This is a genomic window from Ciceribacter sp. L1K22, from assembly GCF_017599385.1.
Lineage (GTDB): Bacteria > Pseudomonadota > Alphaproteobacteria > Rhizobiales > Rhizobiaceae > Allorhizobium.
In genome coordinates this window covers 673,251-696,619 of the sequence record NZ_JAGFPK010000001.1, presented here as the reverse complement: position 1 = coordinate 696,619, position 23,369 = coordinate 673,251, and the positions used below count along the sequence as shown (strand labels likewise).

The window sequence follows — 23,369 nt, the reverse complement described above, 5'->3', positions numbered from 1 at the left end:
GAGGGCGTGCCAGGGGGCAAGTGTAGGGGAGTTTAGCGTCCGCCATGGCATTGTCGGCCAATCTTTACCTGCGACAAAGTCAATCTTTGGTCATGACTCCGCAGCTGATGCAGTCCATTCAGCTGCTGCAGATGACCCATCTGGAACTCACCCAATTCATTGCCCAGGAAGTGGAAAAAAATCCACTTCTGGAAATTCCATCGTCTGATGATGACAATTCGGGCGACGATGCCTATTCCGGCGGCAACGAGAGCGGCGCCGATACCGACCATGCCGACGGAGACGTGGCGGCCCCGTCGCTCGCCAGCGACTGGTACGAAGGCGGCAAAGGCGACACCCTCGACGACCGGCTGGATGCGAACTTCGGCGAGGCCTACGCCGACGAGGCAAGCCCCGGAAGGGCCGACGCTCCGGAACTGATCGGCCAATGGAAGTCCATGCCGGGGGCAACCAGCGGCGATGGCTTCGATCTGGATGATTTCGTCGCGGGTCAGACGAGCCTTCGCGACCACCTCCTGCAGCAGTTGCCGTTCGCAATAACCAACTCCGGAGACAGACTGATCGCGCTCACCTTGATCGATCAGCTCGACGAAGCCGGTTACCTGCGTGCCGACATGGGTGAGGTAGTGGAACGCTTCGGCACCACTTCCAGCCACATCGAGGACGTGCTGAACACTTTGCAGACGCTCGATCCACCCGGGGTTTTCGCGCGCACCCTCAGCGAGTGCCTGGCCATACAACTCAAGCTTCGCGACCGTCTCGATCCTGCGATGCGTGCCCTCGTCGACAATCTGGAACTACTGGGGAAACGTGACTTCAGCACGCTGAAACGTCTTTGCGGCGTCGATGAGGAAGACCTCATCGACATGCTGGGGGAAATCCGCAAGCTGAATCCCAAACCCGGAAGCGGCTTCGAGACGTCAGTGAGCGAAGCCGTGATACCGGACATAATCGTTCGCGCCGGTCGCGATGGCGGGTGGATCGTAGAGCTCAATCCGGATGTCCTGCCGCGCGTACTAATTAACCAGAGCTACCTCGTCGAGGTCTCGAAGAAGGGAACATCTCGCGGCGCTGACCAGGCCTTTCTGTCCGATTGCCTGCAAAACGCCAACTGGTTGACCCGCAGCCTCGATCAGCGCGCAAAGACGATCGCTAAGGTCGCAAGCGAAATTGTCCGCCAGCAGGATGCGTTTCTGCGGCTGGGCGTCGACCACCTCCGGCCACTGAACCTCAAGGCGGTTGCCGACGGGATCAAAATGCACGAGTCGACCGTCAGTCGCGTCACGACCAACAAGTACATTCTGACCCCCCGTGGCCTCTTCGAACTGAAATATTTCTTCAGCGTCTCGATCAGTTCAGCCGACGATGGGGATGCGCATTCGGCGGAAGCCGTTCGCCACCGCATTCGCCAGCTTATCGCCCAGGAAAGCCCTGAAGCTGTTCTGTCGGACGACGACATCGTGCTCACGTTGAAACGTGGCGGCGTCGATCTTGCGCGACGAACCGTCGCGAAGTACCGAGAGGCCATGAACATTCCCTCGTCCGTGCAAAGGCGTCGCGAGAAGCGAGCGATTGCCAAGGTTTCGGCCGGATAAGAGGCCGAAGGCAGGCTTTGCGGCGTTGACTCCGCAAAGCTCCGGGGCTAGAAGCCCGCCCCGACAGACCGGGAAAATGTCACACACAGAGCTTCGCCGGTGAAGACCTCTTATCCATAAGACGAGCGACATCAAATGCTCGAAACGCTTGGATGCACGCACGGCTTGGCGTAAACTGGTACCCGTAAATTAGAATAAGAAGGGAAACTCCATGAGTGTGCGTGTCTCCGGCAAACATATGGAAATAGGTGATTCTTTCCGGCAGCGAATCGAGGGTAGCGTCTCCGACGCAGTCACCAAATATTTCGACGGAGGGTATTCAGGACAGATCACCGTCACGAAATCGTCATCGCGCTTTTCGGCCGATTGCATGATTCATCTGGATACGGGGATCAACCTGCATGCCGCTGGTCAGGCGAACGATCCGCAGTTGGCGTTCGACGCCGCGGCTGAGAGGATCGAAAAGCGTCTGCGCCGGTACAAACGTCGGCTTAAGGACCATCATGCGACGAATTCGGGCAACCACGTCGAAGTTGCCTACGCCGTGATGGATGCGATGCCGGAGGAACAGGAAGAGGTTCCCGAGGATTTCGCGCCGACGATCGTCGCGGAAAGCACCAAGAAGCTACGAACGATGACGGTAGCATCCGCCGTCATGGCGCTCGACATGACCGACGAGCCCGTTTTGCTTTTCCGCAGCCCGGGAAAGGACGGCCTCAACATCGTCTATCGCCGTAACGACGGCAACATCGGCTGGATCGACTCGACCAACATCAAGGGCTGATGCAGCCACGGGCCGGCTCTGGCCGGTCCGTGTCATTCATCTCTGCGGAGTGAAGGATTTTAAAATGGCCTTGGCAGACCTACTGCAACAGGATGCGATCATCCCCGCTCTGAGGGTGAATTCAAAGAAGCAGTTGTTGCAGGAACTGGCGGCAAAAGCCTCCAAGATCACATCCATTCCGGAACGGGAGATATTCGACGTCATCTTGCAGCGCGAGCGCCTTGGCTCCACAGGCGTTGGCCACGGCATCGCCATACCGCACGGCAAGCTCACCAGTATCCAGAGCATTGTTGGGGTCTTCGCCCGACTGGAAACACCGGTCGACTTCGAGGCCCTCGATGACCAGCCGGTCGATCTCGCTTTCCTGCTGCTTGCGCCGGAAGGTGCCGGGGCCGATCATCTTAAGGCGCTCTCCCGTATAGCGCGCGTTTTGCGGGATCAGGACATGGTCAGCAAGCTTCGCGCCACTGATTCTGCCCAAGCCATCTTCACCTTCCTCAACGAGGAACAGGCATCAAACGCTGCCTGACGAGGCTCATTTGCAAAAAACCCGCTTCGATGAAGCGGGCTTTTCTCATCTGATCACTGCTTTGCTTCCGCAGGCTGTTCGGATCCGTTTCCTTCGGGCTTTGCCCCCCCCTTGGCCACGCCGACCATGGCCGGACGCAGGACTCGTTCGCCGATAACGTAGCCAGCCTGGACGACCTGAACGACGGTATTGTTCGGCACATTGGGGTTCGGAACTTCGAACATTGCCTGATGGAAGTTGGGATCGAACTTCTGCCCTTCGGCCTCGATCTTCTTGACACCGTGACGCTCGAGCGTTGAAAGCATCGCCCTTTCGGTCATCTCCACGCCATCGATCAGCGCCATCAGGCCTGCGTCGGCCGCCTCGCGCGCTTCCGACGGAATGGCATCCAGAGCGCGGCGCAAATTGTCCGATACAGCAAGCATGTCACGAGCGAAGCCTGTGACGGCATAGGCCTTGGCGTCTTTCACGTCGCGTTCGGTCCGACGGCGCAGGTTATCCATCTCGGCCGCAAGGCGAAGATAGCGATCGCGCAACTCGGCATTCTCAGCCTGAAGAGCTTCGATCGGATCCGGCTCAGTGGTCTCGGCAATCGGTTCCTGAATTTCAGCTGCTTCGGATTGGTCGACAGCCGTTGCGTCAGGTCCGTTCTTGGTTTCGTGGTCGGTCATGACGTTCTCCGGTTGAGGATGGAAATCGTGCCCGATATCAGCGCTTGGCGCGGAAAAATCAAGGCTTTGACAGAAAGAAGTGGGAGGTCAGCGAGAAAGGCGCGCCATCAGCTGAGCGGTGTAGTCAACCATCGGAACGATCCGCGAATAATTGAGCCGGGTGGGGCCGATAACCCCGACCGCGCCTATGATGCGTTCCTCAGCATCCCGGAATGGTGCCACAATGAGCGAAGAGCCGGACAAGGAAAACAGCTTGTTTTCGGAGCCGATGAAGATGCGCACACCCGGTCCGGCTTCTGCTAGATTGAGAAGCTCGATCAGGCTCTCCTTCCGCTCCAGATCGTCGAAAAGGAGACGCAGGCGATCGATATCCTCCGCGCCCTCCACTCCTTCGAGCAGGTTGGCGCGACCGCGAACCACAAGGCGGGTCAGCTTCTCGTCCTCGGCACCACCGGACCAGACCGCCAAGCCGCGCTCAACCAGATCCTGCGACAGGGAATCGAGCTCCATCTCGACCTGCTGCTGCAGGCGAACGAGCTGGCTCCGCAGCTCGCTCAGAGTCTGGCCGTTGAGATGAGCGTTGAGGAAGTTCGCGGCCTCCGTCAATTGAGAGGCAGTAACTCCCGCCGGCAGATCGATGATCCTGTTTTCAACCTGATTGTGGTCGCCAACGAGAACAGCCAAAGCTTTCGTCGGCTCCAGACGGACAAATTCGACGTGCTTGAGGACCGGATCATTCTTCGATGAGATCACCAGACCCGCGCCCCTCGACAAGCCGGACAGCATCCGGCTTGTTTCGGTTAACAGGTTGTCCATAGGCATGTCGGCACCCGTAGGCCGAATCTGCCGTTCAATCTGACCACGCTCTTCCACAGAGAGATCGCCGACCTGCATGAAAGCATCGACAAAGAACCGCAACCCCGCCTGAGTCGGAAGCCGACCGGCACTGACATGCGGTGCGTAGATAAGACCGAGCTCCTCAAGGTCGCTCATCACGTTTCGCACCGAAGCCGGCGAGAGCGACATCGGCAGGATACGCGACAGGTTACGCGAGCCTAGCGGCTCGCCTGAATCGAGGTAGCTTTCGACGATGCGGCGGAATATCTCCCGCGAGCGGTCGTCCAATGCCGATCCTGTATCCATGGCGGTAATACGCGTTATGCCCATTTCCCAAAGCTGATCGCACGTGACACTGAGGGAAAATATAAGCATTCCAGCGGCGATAACAAACCGGAAAATTCGGCGATACGGCGCTTGGACGACCCGTCCTTTTTCTTTGCAAATCGGCGCATCCCCCCGTAGAAGACCCTAGACCATAAGAAGGAGCTAGCAATGCGGCCATCCGGCAGACGCACCGATCAGATGCGCAAGGTTTCGTTCGAGCGCGCCTTTTCCAAACACGCCGAAGGCTCCTGTCTGGTGAAATTTGGCGACACGCATGTTCTCTGCACAGCCAGTCTCGAAGAAAAGACCCCGCCATGGCTGCGGAACACCGGAAAGGGCTGGGTGACCGCCGAATACGGAATGCTGCCGCGAGCGACCGGCGACCGCATGAAGCGCGAAGCAACCTCCGGCAAACAAGGTGGTCGGACGCTCGAGATCCAGCGCCTGATCGGGCGCTCGCTCCGCGCGGTCGTTGACCTGGAAGCTCTGGGCGAGCGTCAGATCACTCTCGACTGCGACGTGATCCAGGCGGATGGGGGTACCCGGACGGCTTCGATCACCGGCGCTTGGCTTGCACTGCGCGACTGCCTGAAATGGATGGAAACGCGGAACATGATCAAGGCGGACAAGGTGCTGAAGGATCATGTTGCTGCCATCTCCTGCGGGATTTTCGCGAAGCAGCCGGTCATCGACCTCGACTACCTTGAGGATTCAGCGGCCGAGACAGATGCGAATTTCGTCATGACCGGCTCGGGAGCCATCGTGGAAATCCAGGGTACCGCTGAGGGCGTGCCCTTCTCGGAAGAGGAGTTCCTGACCCTCATGCGACTTGCTAAGACCGGCATTGCAGAACTGGTCGAGATGCAAAAGCAGGCCATCGTCTGAGGCCGAGGGAGACGTCTTGGCCGCGTTGGTCGACGGCATACTGGAAACAGCTCTCTATGCGGACGATCTCGACGCCGCGGAGGCCTTCTACGGCGACCTGCTGCAACTCGAACGTATCGTCCGCCATGGCGACCGCGACGTCTTTTTCCGGTGCGGAGCGGGTATCCTGCTGATCTTCAATCCGGATCAGAGTAGCAAGGAAGCCAACAAGGGAGCCCTTCCCGTTCCACCCCACGGTGCCCATGGCCCCGGCCACATGTGCTTTCGTGCAACCGGACCGGCGATAGATGCTCTCTGCGAGCGGCTGGCCGAGGCCGGGGTCGAAATCGAGGCGGATTTCCGCTGGCCCAACGGAGCGCGATCGATCTACTTTCGCGACCCGGCAGGCAATAGTCTTGAGTGCGCGGAAGCTCACCTTTGGAACATCAAACAGGACACGCCATGAGAAAGCTCGACACGAAAACCATCGTCGTTGCCAGTCACAACGCGGGCAAGATCGCGGAGATCGCCGACCTGATCGGGCCTTTCGGGTTTTCAGCGAAATCGGCCGCTGAGCTGAAATTCGACGAGCCCGACGAGACGGGCACCACATTCGAGGAGAACGCGGCGATCAAGGCTCTCGCCTCGGCACGCGCTGCGGGACTGCCGGCGCTTTCAGACGATTCCGGACTGGTCGTTGACGCACTTGACGGGGCGCCGGGTGTGTACACGGCCAACTGGGCCGAACGGGAGGACGGGTCGCGCGACTTCGTCATGGCTATGGAGAAGGTCGAGAAGGCGCTGCAGGAGAAAGGTGCATTCGATCCCTCGCAACGGACGGCGCGCTTTGTCAGCGTTCTTTGCCTGGCGTGGCCTGACGGCCATACCGAGTTCTTCCGTGGGGAGGTGGAGGGACGGGTCGTCTGGCCCCCGCGCGGGGCCAAGGGGTTCGGGTATGATCCCGTCTTCCAGCCGGAGGGCTACGAAGCGACATTCGGAGAAATGAGCGCAGACGAGAAACACGGCTGGAAACAGGGTGACGCAACGGCGCTTTCGCATCGGGCGCGTGCGTTCAAGCTTTTCGTCGAAACCTGCCTGGAAGGCTGAGATATGTTGCAGCCGACGCCCTTCATCCTGCCCGACACGGGGGAACCGGGTTTTGGCGTTTACCTGCACTGGCCTTTCTGCGCGGCGAAATGCCCCTACTGCGATTTCAACAGCCATGTCCGGCATAAACCGGTCGATCAGGAACGCTTCGCGCAGGCATTCCTTCGAGAAATGGCGCATATGCGTGGCCTCTCCGGTCCAAAGACCGTCACCAGCATATTCGTCGGTGGCGGCACACCATCGCTCATGGAACCGTCAACCATCGAGACGATCCTTGATGGTGTGGCGCGCTACTGGCATGTGCCGGACGGGATAGAGGTGACGATGGAGGCTAACCCCTCCAGCGTCGAGGCAGAGCGTTTCCGCGGCTATCGCGCCGCAGGCGTCAACCGTGTTTCAATGGGTGTGCAGGCGCTCAACGATCGAGATCTGAAGTTCCTCGGCAGGCTTCACGACGTCGCCGACGCTTTGAAGGCGATCCGCCTCGCCCGAGAGATTTTTCCGCGCATGTCGTTCGACCTTATCTATGCCCGCCCGGACCAGACCGTTCAGGCGTGGGAAGAGGAACTCGAGGAGGCGATTTCATATGCGGCGGATCATCTTTCGCTCTATCAGCTGACGATTGAGGAGGGGACGGCCTTCTATGGCCTCCATAAGGCCGGCAAACTCACCACACTTGACGACGATCGCGCGGCTGACCTCTACGAGGCGACCCAGGACATCACGGCAGCAAGAGGATTGCCGGCCTACGAGGTCTCCAATCATGCCCGTCCGGGTGCGGAGAGCCGTCATAACCTGACTTATTGGCGCTACGGCGACTATGCCGGCATCGGGCCGGGTGCGCACGGCAGGATCAGCCGGGAGGGTATTAAGCTCGCCACAGCGACCGAACGCAACCCTGAACAATGGCTCGAACTGGTCGAGCAGCGCAGCGAGGGCATCGTTGACCAGGAGAGACTGGGACGCGACGAACAAGCGGACGAATTGCTGCTGATGGGACTGCGATTGCGCGAGGGTGTAGACCTTGCGCGGTGGCAGCAGCTTTCCGGTCGCGATCCGGATCCGGATCGCGAAACCTTTTTACTGGAACACGGCTTCATCGAACGCCTCGGCAATTCGCGCCTGCGCTGCACGCCAAAAGGCATGCTCATTCTCGACAGCGTGGTCGCAGATCTTGCGAGCTGACATTTAACGGTCTTCCGAACCCCGATCACTTTCCGCCGTTGTCCGGATTTTTCGGCCACGGTTGCAAACACATTGTGTTCGAGGACAACGTGCGAACGCTGACGAGAAGAAAATTACGCGCCGCCGGGCAGTACACTTTTCGTTCTCTTGACGATTCCGGTTGCTTTCGCTCCTATCTCGATCAGGTAGCGCCAGGATGATTTGCTCTCCGCGTTCGGAACCTGATTGCTGAATTCACGGCAACACATGTCATACATTTCAGACGACCTTCACCGCCGCAAGCGTTCGCGCTTTTCGGTAGAACTTCCCACGCTTGCATTGACCTGCACGATATACCTTTCCTGGTTTATTCTGACTTTCTACTGGACGACTTTCCCGTTCATCGTCCTGTTCGTGCTCGGAGGATGGACAATCGCTTGGCATGGCTCCCTGCAGCATGAAGTATTGCACGGACATCCGACGCGTTTTCGACGGATTAACGACGCAATCGGCTGGCCACCGGTTTCCTTGTGGCTACCGTATACGCTCTACAAGCACGCTCACCTGAAACATCATAATGACGAATGGCTGACGGACCCGATCGAGGATCCGGAATCCTACTACTTTACCGATGACGGCTGGAACAAAACAGGTCGGATCGGACAGATGATCCGCCGGGTCAACAATACCTTGGCCGGACGACTGACCCTCGGTCCGCTGATTGCAGTCGCCGCGCTCTGGGGATCGGAAGCCGCACGCTTCGTCCGGGGCGACGCAACACATGCCGCCGTCTGGCTTTGGCATCTCGTCGGCGTTGCTGCAGTTATTTTCTGGGTGGTTGTCATCTGCCAGATGCCGATATGGATTTATCTTGTCGCCTTTGCCTATTCAGGCCTGGCTTTCTCAAGACTCCGCTCCTTTGCCGAGCACCGCTATGCTGGCACGAAGGAGGAGCGCACGGCGATTGTCGAAAAGAGCCCGGCATTCGGCCTGCTCTTCCTTTATAACAATCTCCACATCGTGCATCACAGCCTGCCGCAATTGCCATGGTACAAGATACCGGGGCTCTATCATGCTCAACGGCAGGCCTTCATCGAGCTCAATGGCGGGCTGGTCTATAACGGCTATCTCGATGTCGCGCGGCGTTATCTTTTCCGACAGCATCACGAGCCGATCCACCCGCAGCACATGGCTGGCCAAACTAGCGTGGCGACCGAAATCACCTATACCGATCAGTTGATGACGGGATAGCCCCTGCGAAGGGCGAAGTCCTCAAGTTCGGTCAGCGCGTCATATGCCGCCTGATCAGGAACCTCGAAGCCGACCAGGCCGAGAGGTTCCCTGATCGCCGCATAAGCCGGCTGGGTCGCTATCCGCGACAGGCTTTCCCGGACAACCGATACCTCCGCATCCGTGGCGTCTTTCCGCGAAATAATCGGCAAGCCTGGTCCAGCGGGTGTTTGCATCAAAACCTTCACCCCTTTTAGGGCGTCCGGCGAATGCGCGGCGAGAAGGCCGAAAGTCACACTGTCTATCGCCGCGACGTCTGCGTGACCGGCAAGAACGTCGGCAAGTGACATCAGGTGGCCTCCGGTGAAGGATACCTTTGAGAAGAAACGGCCCGCAATTGCCTGGGGCGCGATCAGCGCACGCAGCAGATTCATGCCGGAGTTCGACATCGGATCGTTCACAGCAACCCGCCGGTTCCGCAGATCCTCGATACCGCCGATCCCATCGGCGTCACGAACAATCACAAGGCTCGCGCGATCGATACCATTTCCGCCCGGAAACCGGTAAATCGGGACGCCTACAAGGCGAACATGCCCACGCAATTGCTTTATATACGGATAGCCGCAGGTCTGCGCAAAAACCAAATCCTCTCTTCGCCACAACGCATCATAACGGGAGGATCGGTCAAGCTTCGAAGGCGCGGAAAATCCGGCTTTCGTCAGGTCGTCGCGAATGATCCGCCATAGCGCATCATTCGCCTGCCGCACGGGCTCACAAAAATCGTACATGGCGAGGCTGGCGCTCGCCATCGGTCAACGAGCCCCCACCTCGCGCGCTATCACGCGTTGTTCTCGTTGATCAGCCGCTTCAAAAGTTCAACTTCATGGCTGAGTTTCGTGTCGGCACCGATCAGTTCCTCGATCTTGCGGACCGCATGCAGAACGGTCGTGTGATCGCGACCGCCGAACCGCCGACCGATTTCCGGGAACGAGCGTGGCGTCAGCGTCTTCGACAAATACATCGCGATCTGACGCGGCTTGACAATCACCCGGGTGCGACGGTTCGAGACAAGCTCCTGCCGCGACACGTTGTAGTGGCGGGCAACGATCCGCTGGATATCCTCAATCCGCACCCGCTTCTGCTCGGCCGCACCGACCAGATGCGCGAGAAGCTCATCGACCCTGTCAATCGACAGGTTCGGCTCGAAGGACCGACGGAAAATGAGCTGGTTGAATGCACCTTCCAGATCGCGACCGCTGCTTGAGATATTGCGCGCCACATGCACCAAAATCTCCTCGGGAATATCGAGCGATGTGTCGTCCTGGCGGGCTGAGGCAAGTTTGTTCTTCAGCATCTCGAGGCGCATCTCGAAATCTGGTGCTTCCATCTCGATGGCAACACCGCCTTGAAGGCGCGAACGGACGCGCGGATCGAGCGACTCCAGCTCCCACGGCGCGCGGTCCGCGGCCACCACAACCTGCTTGGCACTGTCGAGCAGCATGTTCAGCAGATGGCAGAATTCATGCTGGATCATCTTGCCCTGCAGAAACTGCATGTCGTCGATAACGAGGAGATCGATGTTGCGAAGAGACTCCTTCAGCGTCAAGGCGTCGTTGTCGCGGATCGCGGTGGCAAAGCGCCACATGAAATATTCCGCCGTGAGATAGACCACACGCGGAGCCCTCGGGCTCTGAACTGCGGCGTTTGCGATTGCCTGGAGAAGGTGCGTCTTGCCGAGCCCGACCGAGGAATGGATGAACAGCGGATTGAAGCGCACGGCACCCGCACCGGCTTCCGCGATCGTCTTGGCGGCAGCCAGCGCGACGCGGTTGGAAGCGCCCTCGACAAAGCTGTCGAACGTGAAGCGGCTATCGAGCGGCGAGCCGAAGAAGGGGCTGCCGGCTGCAACCCGTGCCGGCTGGGCGGACTGGGGCGTCGGAGCAGCCTGACCGACGGTCTGAAGACCCTGTCGGCGCGGCTGGACGTTCTGTGGCTCGTTTACCTGCAGGCGGCCCTCTGTTGCCGGCTTGACGCTCCTGCTTGCGCTTCGCACGACAATTTCGGCCTTCAGGATGCCCGGATCTTCCGCCTGGAGCAGCGAGGTAATGAGATCAAGATAGCGGTTGTTGATCCACGACTTCAGAAAGGTTGTCGGCACGCTAAGGCGTACGACACTCTTTGATACAGAATGAAGCTTGAGGCGTCCGAACCAGCTCGCAAACACATCCGGGCCGACCTGAGCCTTCAGCCGCGCGCTGAAACGCTCGAACAGTGCATCATGCTTCATTTCGGGATTACCCTCCGCCGTTTCGCTGCAAACGGCCACAGTCGTCTGGCGAGCACCGTCATGATCCGGTGCGCCGGCTATCGATGAATTCATTTGCATATTATTTGCCGCCTTTTCATTTTCAGATGCCGGCTGTCGCCGCCACATTAAGGATCAACCGGCATCGACTAACATCGATCGCCTGAGCCAACCCTGTCCCCGCCTTATGATCGCCCATCCTCGTCATGAACGATCAACCCCTTCCGTATGCCTCTCTCTCCATCCGAATTCGTTCCCGTCTTCCACGAACAACGGACAAAACGACCCACGCTCCGAAACAGGGAAAGTTTCGGCGCCACGTCGCGACTGTTTGAAAAAACGAGGCGGAAACGCCTCGTCCACAGACAACATCAACCGGAAGCGGGTGAAAAGGGGCTTAAGCCCTCACGCCCATCCGACCAATTTTCGCCGTCTGCCGAGAGGTATTAAGGCAGGATCACAGACCAAGATCAACCGCGAATTTTTACGTCAAATTAAGACCTGCCCATTGACTCCGAGGCGTCTTTTTCAATGTCACAATTCCTCGAAAAATATTCTCTTTGGAATCAAGGAGATTCAAATTTCAGGTGATGACGAGCGGACGTAGGGCCAGAAAAATAAAAATTCGCTTGACTCAAAAACGGGGCAGCTTGCCGTAAAGTGAGGTTCAAGAACACGAATGAACCTCTAACAAATTATTGTAATTAAACGATAATTTCTGTCACGCGGCCGTCATTTAAATGTTACGTCCTCGCCGGCCCAGGGAAGACATGAACGACACAACGCAAAAAGCCCGATCAAATGACCGGGCACTTTAAATGCGGCAGAAAAATGTCTTAAATCAGGCAGACAGGGCCTTCACACGCTGCGCCAAACGCGAAATCTTCCGCGACGCAGTGTTGGCGTGAACGACACCCTTGGAGGCTGCGCGCTGCAACTCCGGCTGCGCCGCACGAAGGGCTTCCTTGGCAACCGCCGGATCACCTGCGGCCAGAGCTTCCTCGACCTTGCGGATAAAGGTACGAACGCGCGAGCGACGTGCCTTGTTGATGTCGGTGCGGCGTGCGATCTTGCGGGTCGCCTTCTTAGCCGAAGTTGTATTGGCCATGGATGCCTCTCTTCGAATTCAAACCAAACTCCCATATCGCCGCGTCGGGCCGCAACAGACGGTCAAGCCAGCATTGGGGAGCAATCGCGGAAGAACCGGAAGGTTTTCCGTGTCGTGGGCGGCCGTATAGCGGGAAAGCGATCATCCGTCAACGCGCAATTTCGACGAAACCACCCGGAAAGCGAGTCATTTGACTCTACGCGCCGAAACGCTAGCGATGCTTGAACAGCGCCTTCCGCTTTTCGACAAAGGCAGCCATCCCTTCCTTCTGGTCCTCGGTCGCGAAGAGGGAATGAAACAACCGGCGCTCGAAACGCAGGCCCTCCGTCAGCGTCTGTTCGAAGGCACGGTTCACGCTCTCCTTCGCCATGGCCACCGCAGGCCTCGAGAAGGAGGCTATCTTGACCGCGGCCTCGACGGCCTCATCCAGAAGTCGGTCATAGGAAACCACGCGGGCAACGAGGCCCGAACGTTCAGCTTCAGCGGCGTCCATCATGCGCCCAGTCAGGCACATATCCATCGCCTTTGCCTTGCCAACTGCGCGCACAAGCCTCTGGGTTCCACCCATGCCGGGGATGACCCCCAGCGTGATTTCAGGCTGGCCGAATTTCGCGTTTTCCGCGGCGATGATGAAATCGCACATCATCGCGAGCTCGCATCCACCACCCAGGGCGAAGCCAGAGACGGCCGCTACCAGTGGCTTGCGGAAGGTCGCGACACCATCCCAGCCTGCAATGAAATCGCCGAGATACGCATCCACAAACTCGAGGGATTGCATTTCCTTGATGTCAGCGCCGGCGGCGAACGCCTTTTCCGAGCCGGTGAGGACGACCGCTCCGACCTCGGCATCGTTCTGAAATGTCTCCAGGGCCGCAACCAGTTCCTCCATGACCGTCGAATTGAGCGCGTTCAACGCCTGCGGGCGGTTGAGCGTCACGAGCGCGATCTGTCCGCGCATCTCGACGAGAAGGGTTTCATAGCTCATTTGTCTCATTCCCTAACCGTTGACAGCGGTTTCATTTCTGGCAGCGCGGGCAAAAAAAGGTAGATCGCCCGGCCTGCACGATACGGTGAACGGTACCGTTGCAGCCCGGGGACTGGCAAGCTTTGTCTTCCTGGTCATAGACCTTGAAGCTATGCTGAAAATAACCCAGCGATCCATCGGTCCGGATGTGGTCGCGGAGCGATGACCCACCCGCCGCGATGGCATCGGCAATCACCGTCCTGATAGAGTCAACCAGACGGCCCAGTGCCGCCGTCGGCCTTCCGGTGGCGGTCACGAGTGTTGCCGCCCGGCGCTCGGGCGAGAGGCCGGAAAGCCAAAGCGCCTCACAGACGTAAATATTGCCAAGGCCGGCCACGACGCGCTGGTCGAGGAGCGCCTGTTTCAGCGGCTGTTGCTTACCCGCGAAACGGGCCGCCAGATATCGCGCATCGAGTGTGTTGCCGGTTGGCTCTGGGCCCAGGCCACGAAAAGCTGGCCAATCATCGATCGCCGTGCGCTCAACAACGTCCATGAAGCCAAAACGACGGGGATCGTTATAGATGATCTTCACCGGGCCGCCAGAAGTGGCGAGATGGAAGATCACGTGATCATGCTTCTCATCCTTGGCTCGGGCATAATGGAAATTTCCTGGTGCATCAGCCTCCTCTACGCGGAAGGAGCCGGACATTCCCAGGTGAGCGATGATCGTCAAGCCGCCGTCGAGATCGATCAGCAGATACTTCGCCCGGCGACCGAGCCCCAGGATCTGCCGTCCGGCGACACGCTCGGCAAAGTGTCCAGGAAAGGGAAATCGTAGATCCGGTCGGCGTAGCTCGAGCCGAGACAGCACGCTCCCCTCCATCGACGGCGCAAGACCCCGTCTCACCGTTTCCACCTCTGGCAATTCGGGCATGGCATCCCATCTTTCTGTTTAAACGCGACCGGCGCTCGGCTATAGAACAGCGCCAAGTGGCCGCAGGCGCATGTCGCGTGCAGAGATAGCCCGCGAAAGACAATTTCGCTATGGTCTTCGGACCCGTATGAGTAAGGAGCACGACCGGATGACCAAAAGCCGTATTTCGTCCGAGGGCGGCATGGAAACGTCCTACGGCTTTCGCGAAGTCCCCGAGACCGAGAAGCAGGGGCTGGTCAACGAAGTCTTCCACAAGGTCGCAAAACGGTACGACATTATGAATGATGTAATGTCGGCCGGACTTCATCGGCTTTGGAAGGATGCGATGGTTGCTGCGCTCCATCCCCGCAAGAGCCCCGACTTTCGCGTTCTAGACGTTGCCGGCGGGACTGGCGACATCGCATTTCGGATCGTGGAAGCGTCTGACCGTCAGGCGCAGGCCACTGTTCTCGATATCAACGGCTCCATGCTGGAGGTCGGGTCGGAGCGTGCCGCCAAAAGGGGGCTTTCCGAAAATCTCACCTTCGTTGAAGCGAATGCGGAAGAGCTCCCGTTCGAAAGTGGTAGTTTCGACTCCTACACGATCGCCTTCGGCATCCGGAACGTACCCCATATCGATGTGGCGCTAAAGGAAGCCTACCGGGTTCTGAAGCGCGGCGGACGCCTTCTCGTTCTTGAGTTCTCGGACGTGGAGATGCCCTTGCTGGACCGTTTCTATGACGAATGGTCATTCAAGGCGATACCGCGCTTCGGGAAGATGATCACGGGCGATGCCGAACCCTACCAGTATCTCGTCGAGTCGATCCGAAAGTTTCCGAACCAGCGGGATTTCGCGGCGATGATCTCGGCTGCCGGCTTCTCGCGTGTCACCTTCACCAATTATTCCGGTGGCATTGCCTGCCTGCACTCCGGCTGGAAACTCTGAGCTAGATGAGCACACTCGGAGCATATTTCCGTCTCGCGCGGGTCGGCTGGGTCTTGATGCGCGAAGGTGTCATCGAGTCGCTGCCGGCGGAGGGCCTGCCGCCAATGGTGGCGTTCGGCAAATCGGCGGCCAGCCTCCTCGCGCGACGCCGCAGCAAGTCGCAGCAACGATCCGATCGCCTGGCGAAGGCCGTGGCGCGGCTCGGCCCTTCCTACGTCAAGATCGGACAGTTCCTTGCGACACGTCCCGATGTTGTCGGCGCTGACTTGGCAGAGGATCTTGCCGGCCTCCAGGATCGGATGGAGTTCTTTCCGATCGAGGCATCGAGAGCGGCCATCGAGGGATCTCTCGGCCGTCCGGTAGAGGAACTCTTTACCCGGCTTGATCCTCCGATCGCGGCGGCATCCATAGCGCAGGTCCATCCTGGTGAGGTTATCACTGCCGACGGCCCGCGGAAGGTCGCCGTCAAGGTGATCCGACCAGGTGTTCGCCGACGTTTTTCCGCCGATCTGGAAGCCATGTATCTGGTCGCCCGGCTGCAGGAGCGTTTCCTGCCGCATACCCGACGGCTGAGACCGGTCGAGGTGACGCGCGCGCTCGAACAGACGACCAAGGTTGAGATGGATCTGCGGCTGGAGGCTGCTGCCCTTTCGGAAATCGCCGAGAACACTAAGGACGATCCTGGTTTTCGGGTTCCGGCGGTCGATTGGGAGCGCACCGGACGCGACGTCGTCACGATGGAATGGATCGACGGCATTAAAATGTCGAACGTCGAGGCCTTGAAGGCTGCCGGCCATGATCTCGATGCCCTGGCAGATACGTTGATACAGTCGTTCTTGCGCCATACCCTCCGTGACGGGTTCTTTCACGCGGACATGCATCCGGGGAACCTTTTCGTCGATCCGACGGGAATGATCGTTGCGGTCGACATGGGCATTTCCGGCCGGCTCGGTAAAAAGGAGCGCCGGTTCCTGGCCGAAATCCTCTACGGGTTCATCACACGCGACTATGTGCGCGTCGCCGAGGTGCATTTCGAGGCGGGTTACGTCCCCTCGCATCACAATGTCGCCAGTTTCGCGCAGGCGATCCGGGCGATCGGCGAGCCTATCCACGGTCAACCGGCGGAAACGATTTCGATGGGGCGTCTGCTGACGCTTCTTTTCGAGGTCACCGAGCTTTTCGAGATGGAAACCCGCCCGGAACTGGTGATGCTGCAGAAAACGATGGTCGTTGTCGAAGGCGTGGCGCGGATTCTCAATCCTCGCTTCAACATGTGGAAGGCAGCCGATCCGGTCGTGTCAAAATGGATCCGCGACAATCTCGGGCCAAGGCGGATAGCGACCGATCTCAAGGACGGCGTGAAGGCGGCGGTGCGGCTGGCGGAAGCCTTGCCCGAAATCGCCACGAAGACAGAGAAGCTGCACTCGGAACTCATGCACATGAGCGAGAATGGTCTTCGTTTCGACCCGGAAACCGCTGAAGCGATCGGCAAAGCGGAGGCGCGCCATACCAGATGGGGTCGGCTTGCCCTCTGGATAATTGCTGCCGCTCTCGTCGCAATCGCGATCCAGATGGGTTGATCTCATCATTGTTTCTTTCTACCGCTTGTAGAGAGGAACGATGGTCATCGCACCGAGCGCCCATCCCTGCACGTCCAGTTCTGCCCACGCTCTCCAGGAGATGCCCATGTCCGCCACGAATGCCAGCTTTGCGCGCGCGACGCTTCTGATGCTGGCGATAGGAACGGCCATTCTTGTGGCTCTTGTCCTGTCGTCGCTCTGGCTGGTTGAGCGGACCCAGGGCACGTTCGATGCCATCATCCGCGAACGCGACATCCGTCGGGCGAGCGCCAACCTGTTGCAAACACTTACCGACGCCGAAACCGGCCAGCGCGGCTACATCCTGACGCTGGATGAGAGCTTTCTCGAACCCTATAATCAGGCTTTGGAGCAAATCCGTAGCGAATGGGCCGAGGTTCAGGCGCTCGTGGCGGACAGACCCGCCAAAGCTAAAAAGCTCGCCGAATTGGGCCAGTCGATCGAGACGAAGCTATCCGAAATGGAGGAGACCATCACTCTTGCCAGCGCCGGCAACCAGGCTGGAGCGGTTGCCAGAGTGCAAACCGAACTAGGTCGGGAATTAATGGATAGAATACGCATCATCCTGGATATGTTCAAGGAACAGTCGGACGCCAATTTCCAGGCCGGTGTCGAGGCACAAACGGCGGCCAACGAGCAGTTACGTTATTTCACAATCGGTGGAGCAGCAGCCATCTTACTGGTGATGGGCGGCGCGATTACCATCATAACGCAACACGTCCAAGCCCTGTCCAAGGCACGCCGGGAGGTCGAATATCTCAACGAGAACCTAGAGGAGCGGGTCAACGAGCGGACAGAGGACCTCATCCGTGCGAACCAGGAAATCCAGCGTTTCGCCTATATAGTCACCCACGATCTGCGGGCGCCGCTCGTCAACGTCATGGGTTTCACTGCCGAGTTGGAGAATTCCCTGAGGTCTCTGCAGGCCTATGTGCTTGCCGATGACAAGGCCCCGTCCGAGGATGAGGTGCGCGAAGCGCGGTTAGCGGCATCGGAAGATCTGCCCGAGGCCATCGATTTCATCCGCTCATCCACGAAAAAGATGGACGGCCTGATCAACGCCATCCTGAAGATTTCCCGCGACGGACGCCGGCCGCTGAAGCCGGAGAGGATCGATCTCAAGGCTCTTCTCGAAGCCACCTCAGCAAGCGTGCACCACCAAGTCAGCGAAGCGGGCGGCAAAGTCGAGCTGGATGTTCGTGTGCCGAACATCGTGACCGATCGATTTTCACTGGAACAGATCCTTGGTAACCTTTTCGACAACGCTGTGAAGTATAAGCAAGCCGATCGGCCGCTCAGTCTCACCGTGCGGGTCATGCCGGATATCCGGACCCTGACGCGCATCGAGGTTGAAGACAACGGTCGTGGCATTGCAGACGAAGACCACGAGCGCATATTTGAGCTGTTCCGCCGATCCGGACACCAGAACCAGGCCGGTGAGGGTATAGGACTTGCGCACGTTCAGTCTCTGGTGCGGAACCTGGGCGGCGAAATAACCGTTCGGTCCCAGCTGGGGAAGGGCTCGACGTTCGTTTTGCGACTGCCATCGGACCTGACACGCGTAGTACGGAGTTGAGATATGAAAGCCGCAGGTAAGGAAGTCACCATCGTGATGGTCGAGGACGATGAGGGTCACGCCCGTCTGATCGAAAAGAACGTGCGTCGAGCCGGCGTCAATAACGAAATCGTGCCGTTTACCGACGGAACGACCGCTCTGGATTTCATCCTCGGCCAAGACCGTAGTGGCGAGGTGTCCAAGGACCGCTATTTGCTGATCTTGCTCGATCTCAACTTGCCGGATATGTCCGGCACCGATATCCTCGACAAGATCAAATCCAACCCGCACACGCGCCGCCTCCCTGTCGTGATCTTGACCACCACGGACGATGAACGCGAGATACAGCGCTGCTATGACCTGGGGGCCAATGTCTACATCACCAAGCCCGTCGACTACGACAACTTTGCAAACGCGATCCGGCAACTCGGATTGTTCTTCTCCGTCATGCAAGTGCCCTGACAGTGGCAGCGCCCGATGAGCGTTCGCATCCTGTATCTTGATGATGATGCGGCTTTCGTGCGACTCGTTCAAAAGTCGCTCGGTCGTCTCGGTCACGTGGTTCTGCACGCCGAAGACCTCGACACGGCGATGCGACACCTATCCGAACATGCCTTCGACGCCATTGTCCTCGATCACTATCTCCGTAACACAACCGGGCATGAGATCCTCGATCATCTGCGGACTGGCGGCGTTACGACGCCGGTCGTGTATGTCACTGGGTCTAACGAGGCGAGCATTGCCATCAATGCGATGAAGGCAGGAGCCGCCGACTACGTTATAAAGAGCGTCAGCGACGATTTCCTGCACCTGCTTTCAAGCGCGATCGAGCAAACGGTCGCCAACGCACGTCTTCGTGCCGAAAAAGAGCGGGCAGACGAAGAGATACGACAGGCGAAAGAACGAGCAGAGGCTCTTCTGGCCGAGGTCAATCATCGCGTGGCAAACTCGCTTGCACTCGTCGCTAGTCTCTTGAGGCTGCAGATCGCCAACTCCCCAAGCGAGGAAGTCAAGGCAGAACTGGCCGAGACTCAAGCACGGATTACCGCCATCGCCGGCATGCATCGCAGTCTCTACACCTCCGATGATGTCAGCAGAGTTGAGATGGACCGCTACCTCCGGGGGCTGACATCCCAGATCGCCGAAACCATGCAGCGTTCTGATCACCGCATCCAACTGGTGTTTTCCGCCGACCCGATCGTTCTTTCGGCCGATCGTGCCGTTACCGTCGGAATGGTGGTGACCGAACTGGCGACAAACGCGTTCAAATACGCCTATCCGGACGGACAACAAGGCGAAATCCGCGTGAGCCTTAGGCGGACGGGGGAGAATGATGCGTTGCTGCGCGTCGAGGACGATGGGATCGGTATCGTCCCGAACAGCGCGCCGACAGGTACGGGACTGGGTAGCCGGATCGTCAAGTCTATGGCTGCGAGCCTCGGCGCGGGCATTCAATATGTCGAAAAAAGCGGCGGGACCATCGCCGAGGTTCCGCTGAAGATCAGCGTGATGGCGGATGCGGTGGAGTGAGGCAGGCAGCGGCGATTCCGCGGACTGCGAATGTGCGCCGATTGCCCCGTAGAAATCTGTTTAACCTACGGTCGGCATTGGTCCTTTCCCATTCGGGGGATTTTGGCATAGGTTCGGCACGAGCAAGTTCCGGATGTAGCGTATGACACTTAAAAACAAACGCATTCTATTGATCATTGCGGGCGGGATTGCTGCATACAAGAGCCTTGACCTGATCCGCCGACTTCGGGAGCGCGGCGCGGCAGTACGGCCGGTGATGACCGCGGCGGCGCAAAAATTCGTCACGCCGCTTGCCGTGGGAGCTCTTGCAGCCGACCACGTCTATGTCGACCTTTTTTCACGCGAAGACGAACAGGATGTCGGCCATATAAGGCTCGCGCGCGACTGCGATCTTATCGTCGTGGCGCCGGCGACGGCCGATCTGACGGCCAAGATGGCGAACGGACTTGCAGACGATCTCGCCTCGACCGTTCTGCTTGCGACTGACCGTCCCGTACTGATCGCGCCAGCGATGAATCCGAAGATGTGGCAGCACGCGGCGACGCAGCGCAATGCCGAAACCCTGCGCCGCGACGGCATCCATTTCATCGGTCCGGCTAAGGGCGAGATGGCGGAGAGCGGCGAAGCAGGTGCGGGACGCATGTGCGAACCCCTGGAGATCGTCGCGGCGATTGAAGCGCTGCTTGACGAAGCTCCAAAGCCTCTCAAGGGCCGCAAGGCGATCGTAACGTCAGGCCCGACACACGAACCCATCGATCCCGTCCGCTACATCGCTAACCGCTCGTCGGGGCGGCAGGGCCATGCGATCGCGGCCGCCCTCGCCCGCCTTGGAGCAGAGGTTACATTGGTGTCAGGTCCGGTCTCTATTCCCGATCCCATCGGAGTGAAGACACTCCATGTCGAGCGGGCGGAGGAGATGTTGGATGCGGTCCTCTCGACGCTGCCGGCTGATATCGCCGTGATGGTCGCGGCCGTCGCCGACTGGCGTGTCGCAGCTTCGGCCGACCAGAAAATCAAGAAAAAGCCGGGCGAGGCTCCTGCCCCGCTGCAGCTCGCCGAGAACCCTGATATTCTGAAGACCGTGGGACATCACCGACAGCGACCGACCATCGTGGTTGGTTTCGCCGCCGAGACCCAGGATGTGGTCGCCAATGGTCGCACCAAACTCGAGAAGAAAGGCGCGGACGTGATCGTCGCCAACGATGTGTCGCCGGAGACCGGCATCATGGGGGGCACACGCAACCGAGTGAAAATCATCGATAAATTGCAGGTTTCGGACTGGCCGGACCTCTCCAAGGATGAGGTCGCGGAGCGACTGGCCTCTCTTATGTCGGAGATGCTGCGAGAGGGTTGACGAGAGCAGGGGATCGCTCGCGTCGCTGCCAGATCATTCGGCAGCTTCGGAGAAGCGTTCGATACGCGGGGCGAACGCCGCCGCATCCAGCCCGCCCTTTCCCACGATGACGGCACTGCCTGAAGGGATTTCGACCCAGGTGTCCTTTTCGTCATTCAGCGGTTCGGAAACGAGGCAATACCCGCCTTTTCCGCCCATGGGCGCTGCAAACAGCGTCGGGGCCTGTCCGTCGCTTGCATAGCGCACCGCATAAAGGCTCTCGCCATCAGAGAATGCCGCCGTCAGCTTCACGAACGCGGCTCCCACCAGCCTGGTACTCAGTTGCTCGACAAAGCCGACCGCCTCGGCCATCGCTTCGAGCGGTCGTTCCCGAAGGCCCAGTTGCAGGGCCAACAGGAAGAGCAATTCGGAATCGGTCGTTCCGTGCCGTGCATGAAAATGCTCGTCGTCGAGCATGGCTTCCATCGGCCGACGAAGTTTCTCGAAGTGCTCGATCTGGCCATTGTGCATGAAGGACCAGTGGCCGTTGACGAAGGGGTGACAGTTGTCGCGGCGGGTGGAACCATGAGTCGCGGCCCGGACATGAGCCAGGAACAGGGGAGAGCGAACGTTGCGTGCCAGGCTCTTCAGATTGCAGTCGGACCACGCGGGGAGAACATCGCGGAAGCGACCGGGTTCAGGCCGGTCGCCGTACCATGCGATCCCGAAACCATCCGCATTGGTGGCGGTCTTCGCCTTTGTGGCACAATGCGACTGCTCGATCAGCGAGTGAGCCGGCGAAATGACCAGTTCTTCCAGAAAAAGCGGTTCGCCACGATAGGCTGCCCAACGGCACATGTTGCGTTCTACTCCGGCTACCGCATCTGCGGCGATTATGTTCAGTGTTTGCCTGTTCGCCTAACAAAATCTTAACCGCGCCCGTTTTGTGGCCTTGCTTCGGGCAAACCAAGGTCGTTCCGTTTCAAATGGCGCTTTTGTGAACGGTCCGTTCCGGCTGCAAATCTACGCAATGCGTCCGACGGCGGCTATATTGCGGCTCAACGCAACGCCGAGCAGAAAGAGATCCAAGGCTATGTCCATTCGTCCTGTGAAGCATGAAAGTCGCGCCACTCCAGCCATCGAGGGCGCGGGCGTAAAACTGAACCGGGTGTTCGGCTTCGGCGATCCGTCGATGACAGACCCCTTTCTGATGATGGACGATTTCCGCAACGATAATCCGTCAGATTATCTGCGCGGTTTCCCCTGGCATCCGCATCGCGGCATCGAGACGATCACATATGTTCTTGCAGGCACCGTTGAACACGGCGACAGCCTCGGCAATCATGGTAGCCTCGGCGCCGGGGACATCCAGTGGATGACGGCCGGCAGCGGAATCATGCACCAGGAAATGCCGAAGGGCGACTTCGCCGGACGCATGCACGGCTTCCAGCTCTGGGCAAACCTGCCCTCGTCCCTGAAGATGACGGCTCCCCGGTACCAGGACATCAAATCGGCCGACATTCCGGTCGTGGTCGATGACGACGGCACGGTGGTGCGGGTGATATCGGGCGAATTCTGGGGCAAGGCCGGCCCTGTCGACGGCATTGCCGCAGAACCCGTCTATCTCGACATCTCCGTTCCGGCCGGCAAGCGCAAACGCTTCCCGGTCGATACCTACCGCCAGGCCTTTGCTTATATCTTTGCCGGATCGGGCAGCTTCCGCGACGCCTCCCGTCCCTTCGGTGTCAGGGTCGAAAAGGAGTTTCAGGGCGAGGAATTGAACATCCGCGACCTGTCCGGAAACCGCACGCTGGTCGTCTTCGACACGGGAGACGAAATTACGGTGCAGGCCGGGGACGAAGGCATCCGTTTCCTGCTGGTCTCGGGTAAGCCGATCCGCGAACCCGTCGCCTGGCACGGTCCGATCGTGATGAACACGCGCGAGGAACTGATGCAGGCGATGCGGGAACTGCAGAACGGCACCTTCATCAAGGCCGAGCACTGAGCTT

The 23,369-nt window shown here is 59.1% G+C and carries 23 protein-coding genes; 15 read left to right on the top strand and 8 right to left on the bottom strand.

What is annotated here, in order from left to right:
• The first annotated feature begins 44 nt into the window (after positions 1-44).
• The 3 genes from rpoN (at position 45) to ptsN (ending at position 2,908) form a co-directional block, all read left to right on the top strand.
• A complete protein-coding gene (gene rpoN / locus J5J09_RS03420; protein WP_208548293.1) occupies positions 45-1,595 on the top strand; it encodes an RNA polymerase factor sigma-54 in 1,551 nt (516 codons plus the stop codon).
• Between the two features lie 211 nt (positions 1,596-1,806).
• Positions 1,807-2,379: a ribosome-associated translation inhibitor RaiA gene (raiA, locus tag J5J09_RS03415; RefSeq protein ID WP_208548292.1), complete on the top strand. Its 573-nt coding sequence runs from the start codon at positions 1,807-1,809 to the stop codon at positions 2,377-2,379.
• Positions 2,380-2,443: 64 nt separating this feature from the next.
• Positions 2,444-2,908, top strand: coding sequence for a PTS IIA-like nitrogen regulatory protein PtsN (gene ptsN / locus J5J09_RS03410; protein WP_208548291.1), 465 nt, complete (start codon positions 2,444-2,446; stop codon positions 2,906-2,908).
• A gap of 53 nt (positions 2,909-2,961) precedes the next feature.
• Here the strand turns inward: ptsN and grpE are convergent, their stop codons facing one another.
• Positions 2,962-3,579: a nucleotide exchange factor GrpE gene (grpE, locus tag J5J09_RS03405; protein ID WP_208548290.1), complete on the bottom strand. Its 618-nt coding sequence runs from the start codon at positions 3,577-3,579 to the stop codon at positions 2,962-2,964.
• A gap of 87 nt (positions 3,580-3,666) precedes the next feature.
• A complete protein-coding gene (gene hrcA, locus J5J09_RS03400) occupies positions 3,667-4,746 on the bottom strand; it encodes a heat-inducible transcriptional repressor HrcA (RefSeq protein WP_208548289.1) in 1,080 nt (359 codons plus the stop codon).
• A 165-nt stretch (positions 4,747-4,911) separates the two neighbouring features.
• On the opposite strand from hrcA, the gene rph reads away from it, so the two are divergent.
• The 5 genes from rph to J5J09_RS03375 all read left to right on the top strand — a co-directional run bounded on the left by rph (position 4,912) and on the right by J5J09_RS03375 (position 9,129).
• Positions 4,912-5,628, top strand: coding sequence for a ribonuclease PH (rph, locus tag J5J09_RS03395; protein ID WP_208548288.1), 717 nt, complete (start codon positions 4,912-4,914; stop codon positions 5,626-5,628).
• Positions 5,629-5,653: 25 nt separating this feature from the next.
• Positions 5,654-6,073 carry a VOC family protein gene (locus tag J5J09_RS03390; protein WP_208553012.1) on the top strand — a complete coding sequence of 140 codons (420 nt, stop codon included), beginning with the start codon at positions 5,654-5,656 and terminating at the stop codon, positions 6,071-6,073.
• Positions 6,070-6,714: an RdgB/HAM1 family non-canonical purine NTP pyrophosphatase gene (rdgB, locus tag J5J09_RS03385; RefSeq protein WP_208548287.1), complete on the top strand. Its 645-nt coding sequence runs from the start codon at positions 6,070-6,072 to the stop codon at positions 6,712-6,714. The genes J5J09_RS03390 and rdgB overlap by 4 nt, the downstream gene beginning before the upstream one ends.
• A gap of 3 nt (positions 6,715-6,717) precedes the next feature.
• Positions 6,718-7,899 carry a radical SAM family heme chaperone HemW gene (gene hemW, locus J5J09_RS03380; RefSeq protein WP_208548286.1) on the top strand — a complete coding sequence of 394 codons (1,182 nt, stop codon included), beginning with the start codon at positions 6,718-6,720 and terminating at the stop codon, positions 7,897-7,899.
• Positions 7,900-8,145: 246 nt separating this feature from the next.
• Positions 8,146-9,129: a fatty acid desaturase gene (locus J5J09_RS03375; RefSeq protein WP_208548285.1), complete on the top strand. Its 984-nt coding sequence runs from the start codon at positions 8,146-8,148 to the stop codon at positions 9,127-9,129.
• Here the strand turns inward: J5J09_RS03375 and J5J09_RS03370 are convergent.
• The 5 genes from J5J09_RS03370 to mutM form a co-directional block, all read right to left on the bottom strand.
• A complete protein-coding gene (locus J5J09_RS03370) occupies positions 9,111-9,896 on the bottom strand; it encodes a PhnD/SsuA/transferrin family substrate-binding protein (protein WP_246745896.1) in 786 nt (261 codons plus the stop codon). The genes J5J09_RS03375 and J5J09_RS03370 overlap by 19 nt on opposite strands.
• A gap of 50 nt (positions 9,897-9,946) precedes the next feature.
• Positions 9,947-11,494 (bottom strand): chromosomal replication initiator protein DnaA, encoded by a 1,548-nt coding sequence (dnaA, locus tag J5J09_RS03365; RefSeq protein ID WP_208548283.1) that lies wholly within the window; start codon positions 11,492-11,494, stop codon positions 9,947-9,949.
• Positions 11,495-12,254: 760 nt separating this feature from the next.
• Positions 12,255-12,521 carry a 30S ribosomal protein S20 gene (gene rpsT, locus J5J09_RS03360; RefSeq protein WP_208548282.1) on the bottom strand — a complete coding sequence of 89 codons (267 nt, stop codon included), beginning with the start codon at positions 12,519-12,521 and terminating at the stop codon, positions 12,255-12,257.
• Between the two features lie 211 nt (positions 12,522-12,732).
• Entirely contained in the window at positions 12,733-13,506 is a 774-nt protein-coding gene (locus J5J09_RS03355) for an enoyl-CoA hydratase (RefSeq protein ID WP_208548281.1), read from the bottom strand.
• Positions 13,507-13,537: 31 nt separating this feature from the next.
• Positions 13,538-14,419, bottom strand: a complete 882-nt coding sequence (gene mutM / locus J5J09_RS03350; protein WP_208548280.1) for a bifunctional DNA-formamidopyrimidine glycosylase/DNA-(apurinic or apyrimidinic site) lyase — start codon at positions 14,417-14,419, stop codon at positions 13,538-13,540.
• A 148-nt stretch (positions 14,420-14,567) separates the two neighbouring features.
• Here mutM and ubiE point away from each other — a divergent pair, with 148 nt between their 5' ends.
• The 6 genes from ubiE to coaBC all read left to right on the top strand — a co-directional run bounded on the left by ubiE (position 14,568) and on the right by coaBC (position 21,381).
• Complete coding sequence (gene ubiE, locus J5J09_RS03345) at positions 14,568-15,344, top strand: bifunctional demethylmenaquinone methyltransferase/2-methoxy-6-polyprenyl-1,4-benzoquinol methylase UbiE (RefSeq protein ID WP_208548279.1); 777 nt, start codon at positions 14,568-14,570, stop codon at positions 15,342-15,344.
• A gap of 5 nt (positions 15,345-15,349) precedes the next feature.
• Positions 15,350-16,924 carry a 2-polyprenylphenol 6-hydroxylase gene (gene ubiB / locus J5J09_RS03340; RefSeq protein ID WP_208548278.1) on the top strand — a complete coding sequence of 525 codons (1,575 nt, stop codon included), beginning with the start codon at positions 15,350-15,352 and terminating at the stop codon, positions 16,922-16,924.
• 40 nt (positions 16,925-16,964) lie between these two features.
• The gene (locus J5J09_RS03335; RefSeq protein ID WP_348646411.1) at positions 16,965-18,518 is read left to right on the top strand and encodes a CHASE3 domain-containing protein; all 1,554 of its coding nucleotides are present in this window, start codon (positions 16,965-16,967) and stop codon (positions 18,516-18,518) included.
• Between the two features lie 3 nt (positions 18,519-18,521).
• Positions 18,522-18,959, top strand: a complete 438-nt coding sequence (locus J5J09_RS03330; protein WP_208548277.1) for a response regulator — start codon at positions 18,522-18,524, stop codon at positions 18,957-18,959.
• Between the two features lie 15 nt (positions 18,960-18,974).
• Positions 18,975-20,027: a histidine kinase dimerization/phosphoacceptor domain -containing protein gene (locus tag J5J09_RS03325; RefSeq protein WP_208548276.1), complete on the top strand. Its 1,053-nt coding sequence runs from the start codon at positions 18,975-18,977 to the stop codon at positions 20,025-20,027.
• Positions 20,028-20,169: 142 nt separating this feature from the next.
• On the top strand, positions 20,170-21,381 hold the full coding sequence (gene coaBC, locus J5J09_RS03320; RefSeq protein ID WP_208548275.1) for a bifunctional phosphopantothenoylcysteine decarboxylase/phosphopantothenate--cysteine ligase CoaBC: 1,212 nt from the start codon (positions 20,170-20,172) through the stop codon (positions 21,379-21,381).
• A 33-nt stretch (positions 21,382-21,414) separates the two neighbouring features.
• Here coaBC and J5J09_RS03315 read toward each other — a convergent pair whose 3' ends face one another.
• A complete protein-coding gene (locus tag J5J09_RS03315) occupies positions 21,415-22,218 on the bottom strand; it encodes a class II glutamine amidotransferase (protein WP_208548274.1) in 804 nt (267 codons plus the stop codon).
• Between the two features lie 235 nt (positions 22,219-22,453).
• Here J5J09_RS03315 and J5J09_RS03310 point away from each other — a divergent pair, with 235 nt between their 5' ends.
• Positions 22,454-23,365, top strand: coding sequence for a pirin family protein (locus J5J09_RS03310; protein ID WP_208548273.1), 912 nt, complete (start codon positions 22,454-22,456; stop codon positions 23,363-23,365).
• Positions 23,366-23,369: the final 4 nt, after the last annotated feature.